Source organism: Allobosea sp., from assembly GCF_051860145.1.
In the GTDB taxonomy this organism is placed as follows: Bacteria; Pseudomonadota; Alphaproteobacteria; order Rhizobiales; family Beijerinckiaceae; genus Allobosea.
Map to the genome: position 1 here is coordinate 1 of NZ_JBHYEM010000011.1, position 17,632 is coordinate 17,632.

A 17,632-nucleotide genomic window follows, 5' to 3' on the forward strand; every position below is an offset into this window, starting at 1 on the left:
AGAACCGGCGCATGGCCTCGGCGATGGGCATCCGCACCGGGCGGATCGACGCGCTGACCTTCGGGCTGGGCTCCGGCGTTGCGGGGCTGGCCGGTGTCGCGCTCTCGCAGATCGACAATGTCAGCCCCAATCTCGGCCAGAGTTACATCATCGACTCGTTCATGGTCGTGGTCTTCGGCGGCGTCGGCAATCTCTGGGGGACGCTGATCAGCGCCATGACGCTCGGCGTCGCCAACAAGCTGCTCGAGCCCTATGCCGGTGCGGTGCTGGGCAAGATCGCGCTGCTCGTCTTCATCATCCTGTTCATCCAGAAGCGCCCGCGTGGCCTGTTCGCGCTCAAGGGCAGGGCGGTGGAGGCATGATCACCCGCTTCCTGATCTCCGGAATGGACAGGCGCGGCTTCGCCTTCCTGGCCATCGTCGCGGCCATCGCCGTGCTGGTGCCGCTCTCCAACCTGCTGCTGCCGGAGGCCTCGCCCTTCCATGTCCCGACCGCGACCATGTCGCTCTGGGGCAAATATCTCTGCTACGCGCTGCTGGCGATCTCGCTCGACCTGGTCTGGGGTTATTGCGGCATCCTTTCGCTCGGCCACGGCGCCTTCTTCGCGCTCGGCGGCTATGCGATGGGCATGTACCTGATGCGCCAGATCGGCTCGCGCGGCGTCTACGGCAATCCGGTGCTGCCCGATTTCATGGTCTTCCTGAACTGGAGCGAACTGCCCTGGTACTGGTACGGCTTTTCCTCCTTCCCCTTCGCCATGCTGATGGTACTGCTGGTCCCCGGCCTGCTCGCCTTCGTCTTCGGCTGGTTCGCCTTCCGCTCGCGCGTTACCGGCGTCTATCTCTCGATTATTACCCAGGCGCTGACCTATGCGCTGCTGCTCGCCTTCTTCCGCAACGACATGGGCTTTGGCGGCAATAACGGGCTGACCGATTTCAAGGACATCCTGGGCTTCAACGTGCAGGCGCAGGGCACACGGGCGGCGCTGTTCGCGATGACCTGCGTCATGCTGGTCGCCGGCTTCCTGATCGCGCGCGGCATCGTCTCGTCGAAGCTCGGCAAGGTGGTGGTCGCGATCCGGGACGCTGAATCGCGCACGCGCTTCCTCGGCTACCGGGTCGACCGCTTCAAGCTCTTCGTCTTCACCGTCTCGGCCTGCATGGCCGGCGTCGCCGGTGCGCTCTATGTGCCGCAGGTCGGCATCATCAATCCCAGCGAATTCGCCCCGGCCAACTCGATCGAGACGGTGATCTGGGTCGCGGTCGGCGGGCGCGGCACCCTTGTCGGCGCGGCGCTGGGCGCGGTCGTCGTCAACTGGGCCAAGACGGTCTTCACCTCCGGCTTCATGGCGCCGTACTGGCTCTTCGCGCTCGGCGCGCTCTTCGTCCTCGTCACGCTGTTCCTGCCGAAGGGGATTGTCGGCACGGCGCAGGACCTCTGGGCAAAGCGGAAGAAGTCCGAGCCGGCGATGCCGGTGGCCGAGCCGGCCGCGGCGGAGTGAGCGCGATGAGCCAGCCCGTGACCCAGAGCCCGGCCTTGACCTCCTCGCTGCTTTATCTCGACGGCGTCAGCGTCTCCTTCGACGGCTTCAAGGCCATTCGTGGCCTGTCGCTGACGATCGAGCCCGGCGAGATGCGCGCCATCATCGGCCCCAACGGCGCCGGCAAAACGACGATGATGGACATCATCACCGGCAAGACCCGCCCCGACGAGGGCACGGTGATGTTCGGCGGCTCCATCGACCTGACGAAACTCGACGAGGCGGCGATCGCCAATCTCGGCATCGGCCGAAAGTTCCAGAAGCCGACGGTTTTCGACTTCCACACGATCGAGGACAACATCCTGCTGGCGCTGAAAGCGCAGCGCACGGTCGCCAAGACGCTGTTCTGGAAGACGGCCGCCGCCAACCAGAAGCGCATCGACGAGATTTTGGGCATCATCAAGCTCGGCGATGCGCGCCACCGGCTCGCCGGCTCGCTCTCGCATGGCCAGAAGCAATGGCTCGAGATCGGCATGCTGCTGGCGCAGGATCCCAAGCTGCTCCTGGTCGACGAGCCCGCCGCCGGCATGACCGATGGCGAGACCGCCGAGACGGCGGTCCTGCTCAAGCAGATCGCCCGGGACCATTCCGTGATCGTCGTCGAGCACGACATGGGTTTCATCCGCGAGCTCGGGGTCAAGGTCACGGTGCTGCACGAGGGCTCGGTGCTGGCGGAAGGGCCGCTCGACCAGGTCAGCGCCAACGAGCGCGTCGTCGAAGTGTATCTGGGGCGGTGATGGTGATGATGACTTTCGACCGCTCCCCCGTCATTGCGAGCGCAGCGAAGCAATCCAGGGGGATTGGCTCGACCGCTTTCGCCTTGCGGCCCCTGGATTGCTTCGTCGCTTTCGCTCCTCGCAATGACGGGGCGGGTGGCGCGCCGATCGCTCGAAGGGTCTTCGCATGCTGAACGTCGACGCCATCGACCTGCATTACGGCGCCGCGCAGGCGCTGCGGCGCGTCTCGGTCACCGCCGAGATCGGCAAGGTGACCTGCGTCATGGGCCGCAATGGCGTCGGCAAGACCACGCTGATGCGCGCCATCGTCGGCCAGCAGCCGATCAGCGGCGGCCGGATCAGCTTCGAAGGGCAGGACATTTCGAGCCTGCGCACCGAGGACCGGGCGCGGGCCGGCATCGGCTTCGTGCCGCAGGGCCGCGAGGTGTTTCCGCTGCTCACCGTCAAGGAGAACCTGGAGACCGGCTTCGCACCGCTGCCGCGCAAGGAGCGCTACATCCAGGACGAGCTCTTCAACCTGTTCCCCGTGCTCAAGTCCATGCTGGGCCGGCGCGGCGGAGACCTCTCGGGGGGCCAGCAGCAGCAACTCGCGATCGCGCGGGCGCTGGTCACCCGACCCAGATTGCTGGTTCTCGACGAGCCGACCGAGGGCATCCAGCCCTCGATCATCAAGGATATCGGCCGCGCCATCGACTATCTGCGCCAGCGCGGTGACATGGCGATCGTCCTGGTCGAGCAATATTTCGACTTCGCCCGCGACCTCGCCGACACGATGTTCGTGATGGACCGCGGCGAGGTGGTGCTGGCCGGGCCGATGGCGGAGCTGGACGGGGCGGAGGTTCAGAGATTGATTCAGGTTTAGTCAGCAAGTCATTGCGCCAGAATCGATTCCGGCCCGGCTAGCCTTGCCGTCATGCTCGGGCTCGACCCGAGCATCTCAGAAGCCAGCGCCCGCAGGTCCTGAGATTCTCGGGTCTGCGCTGCGCTCCGCCCGAGAATGACGGCAGGTGCAAAGCGACGCCTCAGCCGTGAAGGGCCAGGCCCTTGACGATCTTGTCGATCTCCTTGCGCTCGGCATGGAGGCCGAGGCCGACGAGATCGAGCTCCGCGGTCGGCACAGCCGCCACTGCGGCGCGGTTGTCGATGTCGTTTCCGGTCGAAAACAGCTCGCTGGTATAGAGATGCGGGCGCACGCCGCGATCCTGCGCGCGCTTGAGCACCTGCCTGAGCTGCTCGCCGGTCGCCGCGAAGATCAGGACCGGCTGGCGGATCAGCGGGCCATAGAAGCGCCCCGAGCCGTCGCGATAGGGTTCGCCGGCGAGCTCGGGCGAGACGCCGACCAGGCCCCCCGCCAAAAAGCTCGCGACATTGAGTTTCTGCCAGGGAGCGAGATTCTCGCGCACCACGATGGCGATCTTGGTATCGTAACGCATGGCCATATCGCTAACCGAAGCCGGAAAGGCCCGTCTTGAACGATCGTGCGCGGGCACCGACTGGATTCGCCTGGGCACGGGTGCGGACGGGATCGAGCGCATGGAAGCGTTCTTCCGTGCCCACGCCTATGATCCGCACCGGCACGATACCTATGCCTTCGGCCTGACGCTTTCGGGCGTGCAGTGCTTCGACTACCGCGGCTCGCAGCGCGACAGCCTGAGCGGGCATGCGATCGTGCTGCATCCGGACGAGGTCCATGACGGCCGCTCCGGCATTCCCGAAGGCTTCAGCTACCGCATGCTCTATGTCGAGCCGCGGCTGATCCGCGCGGCGATGGGCGAGCGTGGCCGAGCCTTGCCTTTCGTCTCGGCCGCGGTGTCGCGGGATGCGCGGCTGGTCGGTGCAGTGGCGCATGCGCTGCGCGATCTCGACGCGCCGCTCGACGATCTCGCCGCCGAGGACATTCTGCTGCCGCTGGCCGATGCGCTGCTGGCGCTCGATCCGACTGCCGCGGGCCGGCAGAGTTCGCTGCTCGACCGCTCCGGCGCCGAACGGGCGCGGCAATATCTCGATGCGCATCGCGGCGAGGTCGTGTCCTCCGGCGAGCTCGAAGCCGTGGCCGGGCTCGACCGTTTCGCGCTCGCCCGGCATTTTCGCGGCTGTTTCGGCACCAGCCCCTATAACTATCTCGTCATGCGGCGGCTGCAGCGGGCGCGGCAGCTATTGCTGCTGGGCGAATCGCTGGCGGAGGCCGCCTTCGCCTGCGGCTTTGCCGACCAGAGCCACCTGACGCGGCAGTTCCGCCGCGCTTATGGTTTGACGCCCGGCCGCTGGCGGGCGCTGCAGCGGGAATAGTCGCCCGCTTCCAGGCAATGGTTCCTCCCTTCACCTTTGTGGGGAAGGGTATGGGGATGGGCGGCGGGCCGCTTGGTGAACGCTCACCCGATCGTTCGCCCCCCACCTCTAACCCCTCCCCACAAAGGGGAGGGGAATCGCGTCGAACTTGCCCCTTCCGGTTCCGCCATGCTTGAAGCATCTCCACAGCAGGAGCCTATGCCATGCAGCTTGGAGTGATCGGCCTCGGCCGGATGGGCGGCAATATCGTTCGGCGGCTGATGAAGGCCGGACATGATTGCGTGGTCTATGACCGCGACCCCAAGCCGGGCGCCGCGCTGGCGGGCGAAGGGGCGGTCGCCGCCTCCGACCTCGCCGATCTGGTCTCGAAGCTGAAGGCGCCGCGCGCGATCTGGGTGATGCTGCCGGCCGGCGAGATCACCGAAAAGACGCTGAAGGACCTAGCCGACCTCGTCCTGCCCGGCGACACCCTGATCGATGGCGGCAACGCCTTCTGGAAGGACGATGTCCGGCGCGGGCAGGAGCTCAAGGCCAAGGGCCTGCACTATCTCGATATCGGCACCTCGGGCGGCGTGCACGGGCTGGAGCGCGGCTATTGCCTGATGATCGGCGGCGAGACCGAGACGGTCGAGCGGCTCGATCCGATCTTCAGGGCGCTGGCGCCGGGCAAGGGCGAGATCGAGCCGACGAAGCACCGCGACGGTCGCAATCCGCGCTCGGAGGAGGGCTATCTGCATTGCGGCCCGGTGGGCGCCGGCCATTTCGTCAAGATGGTCCATAACGGCATCGAATACGGCATGATGCAGGCTTTCGCGGAAGGTTTCGACCTGCTGCGCAACGCTTCGGCCAAGGATGGGCTGCCGGCCGAATACGGCTTCGATTTCGACGTCGCCGAGATCGCCGAGGTCTGGCGGCGCGGTTCGGTTGTGACCTCCTGGCTGCTCGACCTGACGGCGGAGGCGCTGGCCGCCGACGAGGAGCTCTCGGCCTATACCGGCAATGTCTCCGATTCCGGCGAGGGCCGCTGGACCGTCGATGCGGCGGTCGAGACGGCGACGCCGGCGGAGGTGCTGACCTCGGCCTTGTTCGCCCGCTTCCGCTCGCGCACCGACCACACCTTCGGCGAGAAGGTGCTTTCGGCGATGCGGGCCGGCTTCGGCGGCCATGTCGAGCCGAAGAAGCCCTGATCGCATGAGCACTGCCTTCAAGCGTGGCGCGCCCGCCGTCATCGTCGTCATGGGTGTCGCGAGTTCCGGCAAGACCTCGCTCGGCGAGCGCCTGGCCGAGCGGCTGGGCTGGCCGTTCCGCGATGCCGATTCCTTTCATCCGCCCGAGAACGTCGCCAAGATGTCGAGCGGCATTCCGCTCACCGACGAGGACCGCAAGCCCTGGCTCGTGGCGATCGCGGCCTGGATCGACGAATTGCGCGCCGCCGGGCGACACGGCATCGTCACCTGCTCGGCGCTGAAGAAGGCCTATCGCCGCGTGATCATCGGCGACCGGCCGGATGTGGTGCTGGTCTATCTGAAAGGCTCGCGCGAGCTGATCGGGCAGCGCATGGCGGCGCGCCAGCATCATTTCATGCCGCCGGCCCTGCTCGACAGCCAGTTCGCGGCGCTGGAAGAACCGGGCGCGGAGGAGCGGCCACTAGTCGTGCAGGTCGAGGCCAGCAAGGACGCGATCGTCGAGCAGGTTCTGGACGAGCTGCAGCTCGGGTAGCGCGCCGCCCGCAAGGCCGCTCTACTTTTCAACCGATTGAAAAAAGGGCCCGGGAGGCGCATTGCTTGAGGCGAAGGCGGTCGCCGCCACCCTGAAGCCAATGGTTCCCCGATGCTCGACAAGGTCTCGCCGCCGCGTACCCTGAAGCTCAACGCCAGCGACAATGTCGCGGTCGCCGTCGATCCGATCGACGCGGGCGTCACGGCCGCTGGCGTCGTCGCCCTGAAGCGCATTCCCCGTGGCCACAAGGTCGCGCTCAGCGCCATCGCCAAGGACGAGCCGATCCGCAAGTTCGGCCAGATCATCGGCTTCGCCACGCTCGACATCCCGCCCGGCGAATGGGTGCACGAGCACAACACCGGCTTCCACGCCTTCGAGCGCGACTATGCCTTTTGCGCCGAGGCGAAACCTGAATTCGTGCTGCCGGTGGAGCAGCAGGCGACTTTCGAGGGCTTTCGGCGCAAGGGTGGCGGGGCCGGCACGCGCAACTATGTCGGCATCCTGACCTCGGTGAACTGCTCGGCCTCGGCGGCTCGCTTCATGGCCGAGGAGGTCAAGCGCTCGGGCATCCTCGCCGACTATCCCAATGTCGACGGCGTGATCGCGCTGACCCACGGCACCGGCTGCGGCATCGACTATAACGGCGAGAGCTTCGAGGTGCTGAAGCGCACGACCTGGGGCTATGCCTGCAACCCGAACATGGCTGCCGTGCTGGTCGTCGGGCTCGGCTGCGAGGGTTTCCAGATCAAGCGCATGAAGGAAGCCTATGGCGTCGAGGAGAGCGACGTCTTCCGCACGCTGACCATCCAGGAGACCGGCGGCACCAGGAAGGCGGTCGCCGCCGGGATCGAGGCGCTGAAGGTGATGCTGCCGATCGCCAACCAGGCGGTACGCGAGACCGTGCCGGCCTCGGAGCTGATGCTGGCGCTACAATGCGGCGGCTCCGACGGCTATTCCGGCATCACCGCCAACCCGGCGCTCGGCAAGGCCGTCGACCTGCTGGTCGAGCATGGCGGCACCGCCATCCTCTCCGAAACGCCGGAGATCTACGGCGCCGAGCACCTGCTGACGCGCCGCGCCGCGACCCGCGAGGTCGGCGAGAAGCTCGTCGGCATCATCAAGTGGTGGGAGGACTATACCGAGCGCGCCCGGATGAGCATGAACAACAACCCGTCGCCGGGCAACAAGGCGGGCGGGCTCACCACCATCCTGGAGAAGTCGCTGGGCGCGGCGGCGAAGGGCGGCACCAAGACGCTGGCCGCCGTCTATCATTATGCCGAGCCGGTCCGGACCAAGGGCTTCGTCTATATGGACACGCCCGGTTACGACCCGGTCTCGGCGACGGGGCAGGTCGCCGGCGGCGCCAATATCCTCGCCTTCACCACGGGCAGGGGCTCGGCCTATGGCTGCAAGCCGACGCCGTCGGTGAAGCTCGCGACAAACACGCCGATGTATCTCAAGCAGACCGACGACATGGACATCAATTGCGGCGATGTCCTCGACGGCGTGACGTTGGAGGAAAAGGGCAAGGAAATCTTCGAGCACCTGCTGCGGATCGCCTCCGGCGAGCGCTCCAAATCCGAAGAGATGGGCTATGGCGACGCCGAATTCGTGCCCTGGCAGATCGGCGCGACGATGTGAGAGGCCGCGCCTGCTAGGAGAACCGGTCCCAGGCCGCCTGGCGGGAAATGCCGAGCGCTTCGCCGATCACGGCCCAGGAAACCTCGCGCTTCCGCAGGACGTCGACCGTCCTGATCAACCCGCTTCCGGTGTGCTCATAGAGAGCAGCCTCGACCTTGAGCCAGTGGATGAGCCGCTCCGTCGGAAGCGCCTCGAGATCCTGGATGCTCCTGATCTGCGAGTCCGGCCGCGGCGCATCGACCGGCATGGCGATGAACGTGTTACATTTGGCGACGCATTCATTGCAGATGAAGACGGCCGGGCCGGCGACGAGCTTCTCGATCTCGTGCTGGTTCTTGCCGCAGAACGAGCAATGCAGAATCGGGTTCAGGCTTTTGCGGTTTCCCCGCTTGCCTGAGCGGGACGCAACCGGCGCCGCCTGCTTCGCAGCCGTCATGCTGGCCTCCTGTCAATGTAAGCTTGACAGCGAGCCTCTGACTCCGCGTTAATTTTGTCAAGCCTGACTTGACGCCCATAAGACTGACACTGTCTGGAAGCGCTGCACCGGGCTTGGTTTGGCGCATCGATCATGACAGAAGGTCGCGCGGCAAAAGCGCTCCTATTGCGGCCAAGGGGCGCCGGATATCCAGCAGGCCCGCCCTGTCGAACGAGTAGCTGCCCCATGCGCAATTTTCTGATGGTCGTCCTGCCGCGCATCGTGCTCGGCCTGCTTTTCCTGGTCAGCGCCGTCGACGGCTTCTGGTGGATGGCGACCGGCAATCACCTGATCCACCCGCCGGTGACGCCGAAGGGGCTGGAATTCGAGACCGCGCTGCAGAATGCCGGCTTCTTCTGGCCGTTCCTCAAGCTGGTGAATCTCGTCGGAGGCTTGAGCCTGCTGCTCAACGTCGTGCCGGCTTTCGGACTGGCGCTGATCGCGCCCGTGATGGCGGTGATCGTGCTGTTCCATTTCGCCATCAACCCGGTCGGCATCCCGGTCGCGATCATCCTGATCGTGACCGGCGGATTGCTGGTCTTCGCCTATCGCGAGCGTTACGCCGCGCTGCTGCGCTGAGCCTACGGGCGGTCAGAGCTCGGAGGCGAAGCCCCATCCGGGAACATGCGCGGCGAGCTTGTCCAGCAGGCGGGCGAACTGCGCGCGCTCCTCGGTGGAGAGGCAGGCGAGCATCGCCGCTTCGCGCGCCTTCAGCATGGGGATATAGCGCTCGTAGAGGGCGCGCCCCTCAGGCGTGAGATAAAGGAGCTGACGGCGGCTATCGGTCTTGTCCGGCTCGCGGCGAATCAGGTTCTTCTTGTCGAGCAGGATCACGGCGCGGCTGACGCTGGCCTTGAGATGGCCGGAGAACTCGCAGAACTCGCTCGCGCTCGCGCCGTCGCGGACCGTCAGGAAGATCAGGATGACGATCTCCGGCCGCGTCAGCCCGAACTCCGTCTCGATCATGCGGAAGGACGGCTCGCGGTAGAAGTTCAGGATATAGCCGATCTTGTACGCGGTCGGGATCGCCGTGCCATCGAGGATGGCGCGCCGCCGTTCGACGTCGCCCAGATCGTCGCTTTCGTGAATTGGTCTCATATTAGACTTTTTTCTTGCGCCTCGCATGAGCCGGTCCTAGCATCCCCGGCAATGGATGGCACGGCGTCAAACGCCGCCACGGGAGGATGCAATGGACGAGGGCGTCGCCGCGCCGCATGCGCTGCATGCGGGGGCGCGGCAGTGCTTCTATTCCGGAACGGAGGCGCATCCGGTCTATGTGGACCGGCTGCCGCCATCGCGGCCGGGCCGCCTGCCGATCGTGCTCGTGCATGGCGGCGGCCATACCGGCGCCTGCTACCTCACCACGCCCGACGGCCGGCCGGGCTGGGCGCCATTCTTCGCCGCGTCGGGCCGCGAGGTCTTCGTGCCGGACTGGCCGGGCCATGGCCGCTCGCCGATGCGGCCGGATTTCGCGACGCTGTCGACCGTCGAGATCGCGACCAGCCTGCAGCGCCTGCTCGAGGAGATCGGACCGGCGATCCTGCTCGTGCATTCGGCCAGCGGGCCGATGGCGTGGTGGATCGCCGAGCGCAGTCCCGCTTCGGTGGCGGCGATCATCGGCATCGCGCCGGGCGCGCCGGCCAATCTGCTGCCCGAATTGCCGGACGATGCGGACGCGGTCGCGAAGCTCAAGGACGACGAGAGCCTCGGCTGCCCGGTGCGCGTCGAGGAGGACGAGCCACTCCACATTCCGCCGGACTTCATGCGTGCCTATTGGGCTAATGCCGAGCGCTTCCCGAAAGACGCGTTCGAGGCCTATCGGCGCTCGATCGTGCCCGAGAGCGCGCGGCTGATGAACGAGCGCTTCAATATCGGCGGCAAGGGCCTGCGGATCGAGGATCCGGGATCGCTCGCGCGTCTGCCCATCCTGATCGTCACTGGCGACCAGGATCCACGCCACCCCCGCGCGGTGGATGAGGCCACGGCGCGTTATCTCGGCGCCGAATTCGCCTGGCTGCCGGAGCGCGGCATCGCCGGCAACGGCCACATGCTGATGAGCGAAACCAACAGCGACGAGATCGCGGCCCTGATCGTCGCCTGGCTCGAGGCCAAGGGGCTGTAGCGAAAGGGCCGCCTCGCGCGAGGCAGAGTCCGGGCAGAGGGAGAAACCGCATGAAATCGCTTGTGCTCGGAGGCGCCATGCTGGCGCTCGCCGGTTCGGCGGCGCTGGCCCAGGTCAGCGACGATGTCGTGAAGATCGGCGTCCTGACCGACATGGCCGGCGTCACCGCCGACATCACCGGCAAGGGCTCGGTGATCGCGGCCGAGCTGGCGGTGAAGGAATTCGGCGGCAGCGTGCTCGGCAAGAAGATCGAGGTGATCTTCGCCGATCACCAGCACAAGGCGGATGTCGGTACCACGATCGCGCGGCAATGGATGGATGTCGACAAGGTCGATGCGATCGTCGACGTCCCGAACTCGGCGGTCGCCCTGGCGATCCAGTCGCTGGCGCGCGAGAAGAAGCGGATCGTCATGTATTCGGGCGCCGGCACGACCGCGCTCACCAACGAGCAATGCTCGCCCTACGGCTTTCACTGGACCTACGACACCTACGGGGTTGCGCGCGGCACCGCCTCGGCCGTGGTCAAGGCCGGCGGCACGACCTGGTTCATGCTGGCGGCCGACTACGCCTTCGGCCACCAGCTCCAGAAGGACGCGACCGACGTGGTCGAGGCCAATGGCGGCAAGGTGGTCGGCTCGGTCCGCCACCCGCTCAACAATGCGGATTTCTCGTCATTCCTGCTGCGAGCGCAGTCCTCCGGCGCGAAGGTGGTCGGCATCGCCAATGCCGGCAACGATACGGTCAACGCGATCAAGCAGGCGGGCGAGTTCGGGCTGACCGAGCAGGGGCAGAGCCTGGCCGCGCTGATCTTCTTCCTGCAGGACGTCCACAGCCTCGGGCTCAAGGCGACGCAGGGCACCTATCTGACGACGGCCTCGTACTGGGACCTCGACGAGCCTTCGCGCGCCTGGTCGAAGCAGTTCATGGAGCGCGCCGGGATGATGCCCTCGATGCTGCATGCCGGCGTCTACGGCTCGGTGCTGCATTATCTCAAGGCGATCAAGCAGGCCGGAACCGACGATCCCGACAAGGTGGCAGCCGCGATGCGGGCGATGCCGATCAACGACGCCTTCACCAAGGATGCCAGGATCCGGGCCGACGGGCGCGTGCTGCGCGAGATGTATCTGGCTCGGGTCAAGAAGCCGGCCGACTCGAAGGGTCCGTGGGATTATTTCGAGATCGTCCGCAAGATCGCGCCGGAGGAATCGGTCTGGCCGCTGTCGGAGAGCCGCTGCGCCGCGGCCAAGGGCTGAGGAGGCTGTCGCTGCCGATCAGAGCGGCGCGAGGTCCTTGAGCCAGCGCGTGCGCTCGGCTGTGACGCGCAGGAGGCAGCTCTGGTCGGAGAGGGAGGCCATCGTGCCACGATCGCCGAGCCGGGACATGAAGGAGCAGCTCGAATCGCGATAGGCGAGCCAGGCGCGCTGCGTGTCGCGCAGCAGGTTGCGCTGCTCCGGTTCGAGCCCGTTCGCCGCCTCGCGATATGCCGCGTTCAGGGCGGCGTCGAGCTTCGCATATTCGGCGCTGCCGCAGTCCAGCATGGCGACGGTGACGCCGCCCGACTTGTCCATGCAGGCCTTGTACTCGCGCGAATAGCTGTCCTCGAGCGTCCGCTCCTGCGCGCTGGCCAAGGCCGGTGCGCAGAGCATCGCGATGGCAAGTGCGGTTCGGCGGAATGCGCGCGCCCTTCGGTGGTTCTCGTGCGACATCGGCAATCCCCGATCAGGTGAGCGCAAATCCCCGCAGCCTGTCGCCGAGCTCGCCAAGCCGCTCGGCGCCGACATTGGCGATGGCGATGCGCAAATGTCGGTCTTGTCCGGGGCCGAAATAAGGACCGGGCAGGGCGAGCACGCCGCGCTCCCGGACTAGCGCCTGCGCCACCTCCGCGGCCGGGACGTCGGCGAATGGATGCGCGACATAGGCGAAATAGGCGCCGGCGGCGAGAACCTGCCAACCATTCAGCGGCGCCATCGCGGCGCGGAAGGCGTCGGCGCGGGCATTGATCTCGGCGCGGTTGGCCTCGCGCCAGGCGCGGATGCCCTCGATGCCCCAGGCGATGGCCTGCTGGCCGGCGCGAACCGGGCTTATCTGGACGCAGTCGAGCACCTTGCCGATCTGGGCGATGACGGGCTCGCCGGCCGTGATCGCGCCCAGGCGCCAGCCGGGTACGGCATAGGCCTTGGAGAAGCTGTAAAGCCCGATCACCGAATCATGCCAGCCGCTTGCGGCGAAAACCTCATGCGGTGTCGCCACTCCGGCGGGCAGGAAATCGCGATAGGTCTCGTCGAGCACCAGCCAGATGCCGCGCCGGGCGCAGAGCGCGGCAAAGGCCGCAATGGTCTGCGGCGGATAGACCGCGCCTGTCGGGTTGTTGGGCGTCACCAGCACGATGGCGCGGGTCTTCGCATTGATCAGGCTCTCGGCCAAAGCGGCGTCAGGGACGAAACCGGCGGCCGGGTCGCATGGCAGCGGGCGGGCCTCGACGCCGAGCATGGTCAGCGTCATCTCGTGGTTGAAGTACCAGGGCGTCGGCAGCAGCACGTTGTCGCCGGCCTGCGCCAGCGCCATCATGGTGACGACATAGGCCTGGTTGCAGCCGGAGGTGATCGCGATCTCGCCCGGCGAGAAACCCGCGCCATAGGCCTGGCCGATCTCGGCCGCATAGGCCTCGCGCAAGGCGAGGTCGCCGGTGATCGCGCCATAGCGCGTCAGCTCGGGCAGGGCGGCGGCCTCACCGAGGCGCTGCAGCAGGGCGGCGGGCGGCGGCGTGCCGGGCACCGCCTGCGACAGGTCGATCAGCGGACCAGAGCGGCCGTCATAGGCGCGGGCCCAGCCCTGCGCCTGCGGGATCGGCGGCGTGCCGGTGTCGAGGAGGTCGGGATTGAGGACGGGGCGGGCGGTCTGGAGCATGGCCGGAAGCTTTGGGATGCAACCGCGACCGCGTCAATCGCGTTGCAGCCAGGGCGATGCTGCGCCCATATTCGCGTGAACCTCGCCGGCGAGCGGAGCGGACGGTCCGATGCAGGACGAGACAGGCGACGCGATCCAAGAACTTCACGCCATGCTCGATCGTTCCGCCGCGATCGTCGGTTTCACCGGGGCCGGAATCTCGACCGAATCGGGGGTGCCGGATTTCCGCTCGCCGGGTTCGCCCTGGATGGTCAACAAGCCGATCCCGTTCGAGGCCTTCGTCGCCAGCCGCGAGGCGCGGATCGAGGCCTGGCGGCGGAAATTCGCGATGGACGATCATTTCGCCGGCGCCGGACCCAATCGCGCGCATCACGCGCTGGCGAGGCTGGTCGCGCAGGGGCGCTCGCCCGGCATCATCACCCAGAACATCGACGGGCTGCATCAGGCCTCGGGTGTCCCCGACGACAGGATCGTCGAGCTGCACGGCAACGGCACCTACGCCACCTGCCTGACCTGCGGCTGGCGGCATGAACTGGCGGCGATCCGGCCGGGCTTCGAGGCGAGCGGCGAACCGCCGGACTGCATGATGTGCGGTGGGCTGGTGAAATCGGCGACGATCTCCTTCGGCCAGGCGATGCCGCAGGACGAGATGCGGCGGGCGCATGCGCTGACGCTCGCGGCCGATCTCTTCCTGGTCGCCGGCTCCTCGCTCGTGGTGTTTCCGGCCGCGAGCTTTCCCGTCGTCGCCAAGCGCAACGGCGCCCGTCTGGTGATCGTCAATCGCGAACCGACCGAGCTCGACGCGATCGCCGACCTGGTGGTGCGCGCCGAGATCGGGCCGGCGCTGGAGCGTCTCGCACGCTGAGAAATCAGCCGGCCAGTCAGGCGGGTGACGAGAAGCGATGCCATTTTGCCACGCGATGATGTGGATGACGCCAAGCCGGCTGTATCGCGAGTCGCAACCAATGGTATCCTGACGCCACGAATCAAGCAGTTCGCGCGGAGATGAGCGGGACATGTCCGACGAGTACGGTGAGAGTGGGCGGCCACCGGTCGGTCCGATCCAGTCACTCAACCGGGTCATGCGGCTCGATGGGGATGAAGGCCTGGGTCATGAGCCCGTGGTCGAGGTCACCGGCTTCGTCAAATGGTTCGACGTCAGCAAGGGCTATGGCTTCGTCGTGCCGGAGGATGGCGGCGCCGATATTCTGGTGCACGTCACGATCCTGAAGCGCGATGGCTTCAATGCCATCGCCGAAGGCGCGCGCATCGTGCTCGAGGCGATCGAGAAGCCGCGCGGGCGCCAGGCGGTCAGGGTGATGTCGATCGACACCTCGGCCGGACGTCATCCCGCCGAGATGCCGCTGGCACGGACCAATGTCTCGGTGACGCCGACCAGCGGGCTCGAGCGCATGGTGGTGAAGTGGTTCAACCGCCTGCGCGGCTTCGGCTTCGTCTCGAAAGGCGAGGGCGCGCCGGACATCTTCGTCCATATGGAGACGCTGCGCCGCTACGGCATCGTCGAGCTCATCCCCGGCCAGGCGGTGCTGGTGCGCTACGGGCCCGGACCAAAGGGCTTGATGGCGGCCGAGGTCAGGCTGGAACAGGGCGGCGCGCCGAGTTCGCACTGACAGGCTGACGGCAGCCGCTGCGTCACTACGAGTGTAGCAAAAGCAATCCAGCACTGGTTCGACGGCCCCTGGATTGCTTCGTCGCTTCGCTCCTCGCAATGACGGGGACGATCCCCGACCAGTTGCCCGCGCCTCACGCCATGAACTGGAATTGCCGCAGGATCCACCAGACCTGCGCGATCAGGGCGCCGATGACGAAGACCGCGTGATAGCGCCGTGACTCGATGAACATTGCCGCGATGGCGAGCGCGAACAGGATCGCCTGGCGAATCGGATATTCCGGCCCGAAGGAGCGGAAATGCTCCGCGCCCTTCAACGCGGTGTCGAGCGGGTCGAAGGCGAAGAGCGCCGCGAGCAGGCCGTAGAACCAGCGCTGACGCGAATGGAAATACTCTGCGAAGCCGGCATATTCGTCCATGCGGTCCGGAAACAGCACCGCGCCGGTCAGGAAGAACAGCACCGCGTAGCAGATCACGAAGACATAGAGCTCGAAGCTCCAGCGCGGCACATGCGACAGGCCGAACTCGAACCACCAGAAATGGATGATCGCCAGGAGCAGGAACAGGGCCCAGCCGAGATGGATCGGGTAGATCTGCTCGCGGCTGGGGTGCTGGACGAAGCGCGCCAGGCCGTTCAGCAGGCGCGCCATGCTCAGGCCCGTGACGATGCCGATGATGACCCGGATATGAAAGAACAGGTCCGGGTTGGCCGGTGCGCCATCCATTCCGCATCCCTACGCTCGTAATGCCACGCGGCATGGGGCTGCCGGCCGGACGCGCTCAGGCGACCACGGCATGAGCCAGCCGTCAACCCGCGCGGCTCATGCACTCAGGTCATGCGATGGGGCGGAAGCGACGGTGCGGCGCCAATGGCGGCTCAGAGCGCGAAGGAGGTGCCGCAGCCGCAGGACGATGTGGCGTTCGGGTTGGTGATCCGGAAGGATTGGCCAACGAGGTCGTCGACAAAGTCGATCGTGCAGCCTTCGAGCAGGTCGAGCGAGGTCTCGTCGATCAATACGGTGGCGCCGTCGCGCTCGATCACGAGGTCGCTCGGCGCCTTTTCCTGCTCGACATCGAAGATGTACTGGAAGCCCGAGCAGCCGCCGCCGGCGACGCTGACGCGCAGCATCGAGCCGGGCGGCTCCTTCGCCATCACGGAAAGGATGCGGCTGGCGGCCTTGTCGGTCACGGCGATGCCGCGCGGATTGACCTGAATATCGGTCGACATGGGGCAGATGCTCCTTGCACCCTGGTTGCCCACAAAGGTAATTGCGCACAGACGCCTCTACAAGCCATGGGGCGACGAGGCCGTCATGCCGCAATCACAGATGCCGAGACCGACGCCCGAGAGCGAGCCCGGCGATCGCTGGCGGGCAGCCTATGCCTGCCGTTCGAGCCGCAGCCGTGGCCGGTTGCTCTCCGAGCCGGGCTCGGCCACGCGCAACCATTTCCAGCGCGACCGCGACCGGATCATCCATTCAACGGCCTTCCGCCGCTTGAAGCACAAGACGCAAGTCTTTGTTTCGCATGAGGGAGATCATTACCGCACCCGCCTGACCCATACGATCGAGGTGGCGCAGATCGCGCGCTCGGTCGCACGCGCGCTCGGGCTCGACGAGGACCTGGCCGAGGCGCTGGCGCTGGCTCATGACCTCGGCCATACGCCCTTCGGCCATACCGGCGAGGACGCGCTCGACGCCTGCATGCGCAGCTTCGGCGGCTTCGACCACAACGCCCAGACCTTGCGAATCGTGACCCGGCTGGAGCGCCGCTATGCCGGTTTCGATGGGCTCAATCTGAGCTGGGAGACGCTGGAAGGGCTGGTCAAGCATAACGGCCCGCTCATCGGTCCCGACGGCGCGCCCACCGCGCGCTATGCCGAGCGCGGCATCCCGGCGGCGATCGTCGAATACCAGCAGCGCCAGGACCTGTGGCTCGCCAGCCATGCCTCGGCGGAGGCGCAGGTCGCGGCGCTGGCCGACGACATCGCCTATAATGCGCATGACATCGATGACGGCCTGCGCGCCGGCCTGTTCGGGCATGCCGCGCTGCGCGTCGTGCCCTTCCTGGCGGACCTACTCGACGAGATCGAGCGGCTGCATCCCGGCCTCGAGACGGCGCGCGCCACCAACGAACTGGTGCGCCGCGTGATCACCCATTTCGTCGAGGACGTGATCCGCAGCTCCGAGGCGCTGCTGGCGGCGCTGGCCCCGGCCGATGCCGATGCGATCAGGCATGCCGGGGCGCCCGTGATTGCATTCTCGGATGCGATCGCCACCGCCGATCGCGAGATCAAGGCCTTCCTCTATCCCAACATGTACCGGCACCCGCGGGTCGGGGTCATCCGCCAGAAGGCCGCCGATGTGGTGCGCGACCTGTTCACCCGCTTTTCCGCGGCGCCGCAGGCGATGTCGGAGGACTGGGCCGCCGGCGTCGCGGCGTTCGATGAAGCCCGCAAGGCGCGCCGGATCGCCGACTATATCGCCGGCATGACCGACTGGTACGCGCTCGACGAGCACCGACGCCTGTTTGACGCGACCCCGGCGCTGCGATAGGGCCGGGCGCTCCAGTT

20 protein-coding genes and 1 pseudogene are annotated in these 17,632 nt (G+C 66.8%); 14 read left to right on the plus strand and 7 right to left on the minus strand.

The features are described 5' to 3' along the window. The 4 genes from ACTIF2_RS17690 to urtE form a co-directional block, all read left to right on the plus strand. Positions 1-362 (plus strand): ABC transporter permease subunit (locus ACTIF2_RS17690; protein ID WP_439498419.1); only part of this gene is annotated, 362 nt, incomplete at its 5' end. Next, the gene (urtC, locus tag ACTIF2_RS17695) at positions 359-1,501 is read left to right on the plus strand and encodes an urea ABC transporter permease subunit UrtC (RefSeq protein ID WP_439498420.1); all 1,143 of its coding nucleotides are present in this window, start codon (positions 359-361) and stop codon (positions 1,499-1,501) included. The genes ACTIF2_RS17690 and urtC, both read left to right, overlap by 4 nt. 5 nt (positions 1,502-1,506) lie before the next feature. After that, positions 1,507-2,277, plus strand: coding sequence for an urea ABC transporter ATP-binding protein UrtD (gene urtD / locus ACTIF2_RS17700; RefSeq protein ID WP_439498421.1), 771 nt, complete (start codon positions 1,507-1,509; stop codon positions 2,275-2,277). Between the two features lie 166 nt (positions 2,278-2,443). Continuing rightward, positions 2,444-3,139, plus strand: a complete 696-nt coding sequence (urtE, locus tag ACTIF2_RS17705) for an urea ABC transporter ATP-binding subunit UrtE (RefSeq protein ID WP_439498422.1) — start codon at positions 2,444-2,446, stop codon at positions 3,137-3,139. Between the two features lie 160 nt (positions 3,140-3,299). Here urtE and ACTIF2_RS17710 read toward each other — a convergent pair whose 3' ends face one another. Next, on the minus strand, positions 3,300-3,710 hold the full coding sequence (locus tag ACTIF2_RS17710) for a DUF2000 family protein (protein WP_439498423.1): 411 nt from the start codon (positions 3,708-3,710) through the stop codon (positions 3,300-3,302). Positions 3,711-3,810: 100 nt separating this feature from the next. Between ACTIF2_RS17710 and ACTIF2_RS17715 the strand changes: the two genes are divergently transcribed. From ACTIF2_RS17715 to ACTIF2_RS17730, 4 genes are all read left to right on the plus strand, one after another. After that, positions 3,811-4,566, plus strand: coding sequence for an AraC family transcriptional regulator (locus ACTIF2_RS17715; protein ID WP_439498424.1), 756 nt, complete (start codon positions 3,811-3,813; stop codon positions 4,564-4,566). Positions 4,567-4,769: 203 nt separating this feature from the next. Beyond that, positions 4,770-5,753, plus strand: coding sequence for a phosphogluconate dehydrogenase (NAD(+)-dependent, decarboxylating) (gene gnd, locus ACTIF2_RS17720; protein WP_439498425.1), 984 nt, complete (start codon positions 4,770-4,772; stop codon positions 5,751-5,753). Between the two features lie 4 nt (positions 5,754-5,757). Then, entirely contained in the window at positions 5,758-6,285 is a 528-nt protein-coding gene (locus ACTIF2_RS17725) for a gluconokinase (protein WP_439498426.1), read from the plus strand. Between the two features lie 111 nt (positions 6,286-6,396). Further along, positions 6,397-7,926 carry a UxaA family hydrolase gene (locus tag ACTIF2_RS17730; RefSeq protein ID WP_439498427.1) on the plus strand — a complete coding sequence of 510 codons (1,530 nt, stop codon included), beginning with the start codon at positions 6,397-6,399 and terminating at the stop codon, positions 7,924-7,926. A 262-nt stretch (positions 7,927-8,188) separates the two neighbouring features. Here ACTIF2_RS17730 and ACTIF2_RS17735 read toward each other — a convergent pair. Continuing rightward, a pseudogene (locus ACTIF2_RS17735) lies at positions 8,189-8,296 on the minus strand (ClpX C4-type zinc finger protein); the annotation flags it as partial. 291 nt (positions 8,297-8,587) lie between these two features. Between ACTIF2_RS17735 and ACTIF2_RS17740 the strand changes: the two are divergent. After that, a complete protein-coding gene (locus tag ACTIF2_RS17740) occupies positions 8,588-8,980 on the plus strand; it encodes a hypothetical protein (protein WP_439498428.1) in 393 nt (130 codons plus the stop codon). Positions 8,981-8,992: 12 nt separating this feature from the next. On the opposite strand, the gene ACTIF2_RS17745 is transcribed toward ACTIF2_RS17740, so the two are convergent. Next, a complete protein-coding gene (locus ACTIF2_RS17745) occupies positions 8,993-9,499 on the minus strand; it encodes a MarR family winged helix-turn-helix transcriptional regulator (protein WP_439498429.1) in 507 nt (168 codons plus the stop codon). Positions 9,500-9,590: 91 nt separating this feature from the next. Between ACTIF2_RS17745 and ACTIF2_RS17750 the strand changes: the two genes are divergently transcribed. Both ACTIF2_RS17750 and ACTIF2_RS17755 read left to right on the plus strand, forming a co-directional pair. Next, the gene (locus tag ACTIF2_RS17750; RefSeq protein WP_439498430.1) at positions 9,591-10,523 is read left to right on the plus strand and encodes an alpha/beta fold hydrolase; all 933 of its coding nucleotides are present in this window, start codon (positions 9,591-9,593) and stop codon (positions 10,521-10,523) included. Positions 10,524-10,573: 50 nt separating this feature from the next. After that, complete coding sequence (locus ACTIF2_RS17755) at positions 10,574-11,776, plus strand: ABC transporter substrate-binding protein (RefSeq protein ID WP_439498431.1); 1,203 nt, start codon at positions 10,574-10,576, stop codon at positions 11,774-11,776. A gap of 18 nt (positions 11,777-11,794) precedes the next feature. Here the strand turns inward: ACTIF2_RS17755 and ACTIF2_RS17760 are convergent, their stop codons facing one another. Beyond that, the gene (locus ACTIF2_RS17760; protein ID WP_439498432.1) at positions 11,795-12,229 is read right to left on the minus strand and encodes a lysozyme inhibitor LprI family protein; all 435 of its coding nucleotides are present in this window, start codon (positions 12,227-12,229) and stop codon (positions 11,795-11,797) included. A 13-nt stretch (positions 12,230-12,242) separates the two neighbouring features. Next, positions 12,243-13,430: an aminotransferase gene (locus ACTIF2_RS17765; protein WP_439498433.1), complete on the minus strand. Its 1,188-nt coding sequence runs from the start codon at positions 13,428-13,430 to the stop codon at positions 12,243-12,245. A gap of 151 nt (positions 13,431-13,581) precedes the next feature. Between ACTIF2_RS17765 and ACTIF2_RS17770 the strand changes: the two genes are divergently transcribed. Then, the gene (locus ACTIF2_RS17770) at positions 13,582-14,295 is read left to right on the plus strand and encodes an SIR2 family NAD-dependent protein deacylase (protein WP_439498434.1); all 714 of its coding nucleotides are present in this window, start codon (positions 13,582-13,584) and stop codon (positions 14,293-14,295) included. 151 nt (positions 14,296-14,446) lie between these two features. Continuing rightward, the gene (locus ACTIF2_RS17775; RefSeq protein WP_439498435.1) at positions 14,447-15,061 is read left to right on the plus strand and encodes a cold-shock protein; all 615 of its coding nucleotides are present in this window, start codon (positions 14,447-14,449) and stop codon (positions 15,059-15,061) included. 133 nt (positions 15,062-15,194) lie between these two features. Here ACTIF2_RS17775 and ACTIF2_RS17780 read toward each other — a convergent pair whose 3' ends face one another. Further along, a complete protein-coding gene (locus ACTIF2_RS17780) occupies positions 15,195-15,785 on the minus strand; it encodes a hypothetical protein (protein WP_439498436.1) in 591 nt (196 codons plus the stop codon). 152 nt (positions 15,786-15,937) lie between these two features. Further along, positions 15,938-16,288 (minus strand): HesB/IscA family protein, encoded by a 351-nt coding sequence (locus ACTIF2_RS17785; protein WP_439498437.1) that lies wholly within the window; start codon positions 16,286-16,288, stop codon positions 15,938-15,940. Between the two features lie 85 nt (positions 16,289-16,373). Here ACTIF2_RS17785 and ACTIF2_RS17790 point away from each other — a divergent pair, with 85 nt between their 5' ends. Continuing rightward, a complete protein-coding gene (locus ACTIF2_RS17790) occupies positions 16,374-17,615 on the plus strand; it encodes a deoxyguanosinetriphosphate triphosphohydrolase (protein WP_439498438.1) in 1,242 nt (413 codons plus the stop codon). Positions 17,616-17,632: the final 17 nt, after the last annotated feature.